The following is a 1,272-nucleotide window of genomic DNA, read 5'->3' as shown; positions in this document are numbered from 1 at the left end:
GGTCAAGCCGATGCTGACCTTGTTACCGGTACCCAGGAAGTTGTTCTGGGTGATCGAACCACCGAGGATCAGGCCGGCACTTTGTGCGAAGCCAATGCTGGCAGTGATCGAACCGGAAGCCTGTTCTTCAACGCCGTAGTTCACGTCAACCTGGTCATCGACACCTGGCACAGCCGGGGTTTCGACGTTCACTTCTTTAAAGAAGCCCAGGCGTTCAAGACGCGTCTTGGATTGATCGATCAGGTAGGTCGAAGCCCAACCACCTTCCATCTGACGCATTTCGCGGCGCAGCACTTCGTCTTCGGACTTGGTGTTGCCACGGAAGTTGATACGGTTAACGTAAGCACGTTTGCCCGGATCCACAGCGAAGGTGATGTCGACCGTGTGGTCTTCATTATGGGGCTGAGGCACGCCGTTGACGTTGGCGAAGGTGTAACCCTCGTTACCCAGACGGCGGGTGATCAATTGCGAGGTGGTGGTCATCAGCTTGCGCGAGAACACCTGGCCTTTCTGAACCAGCAGCAGGGACTTGATCTGATCTTCAGGGACTTTCAGGTCACCGCTCAGTTTGACGTCACGAACGGTGTACTTGTCGCCTTCGTTGATGTTGACAGTGATGTAGACGTGTTTCTTGTCCGGGGTGATGGACACCTGCGTCGAAGCGATATCCATATTGATATAGCCACGATCCAGGTAGTAGGAGCGCAGACGCTCCAGGTCACCGGAAAGCTTTTCACGCGCGTACTTGTCGTCGTTCTTGAAGAACGACAGCCAGTTGGTGGTCTTCAGTTCGAACAGGTCGATCAGGTCTTCTTCAGGGAAAACGGTGTTACCCACCACGTTGATGTGCTGGATAGCCGCGACGGTGCCTTCGTTGATGTTGACCTTCAACCCGACACGGTTACGGGGTTGCGGCACTACCTCGGTGTCGACGGTGGCGGAGTAGCGACCCTGGGCGACGTATTGGCGCTGCAGTTCGTTGCGCACACCTTCGAGCGTGGCACGCTGAAAGATCTCGCCTTCAGCCAGACCGGATTGTTTGAGGCCTTTCATCAGGTCTTCAGTAGAGATCGCCTTGTTACCCTCGATCTCGATACTGGCGACCGACGGGCGCTCGACTACCGTGATGACCAGGACGTTGCCATCGCGGCCCAGCTGGATATCTTGAAAGAACCCGGTTTTGAACAACGCACGAGTGGATTCCACCAGGCGACGATCATCCGCCTGTTCACCGACGTTCAACGGCAAAGCACCAAAGACGCTACCCGCGGA

General features: G+C 55.9%; 1 protein-coding gene. It reads right to left on the bottom strand.

Features of this window, described 5'->3' with window-relative positions:
• On the bottom strand, window positions 1–1,272 hold a 1,272-nt coding region (bamA, locus tag KGB06_RS00025), incomplete at both ends, for an outer membrane protein assembly factor BamA (protein WP_223511104.1).

Origin of the sequence: Pseudomonas sp. GL-B-19, from assembly GCF_019956415.1 — a bacterium.
Classification (GTDB): Bacteria; Pseudomonadota; Gammaproteobacteria; order Pseudomonadales; family Pseudomonadaceae; genus Aquipseudomonas.
Note: the sequence above shows the minus strand (reverse complement) of the source record. Positions and strands in the feature narration are given on the sequence as shown.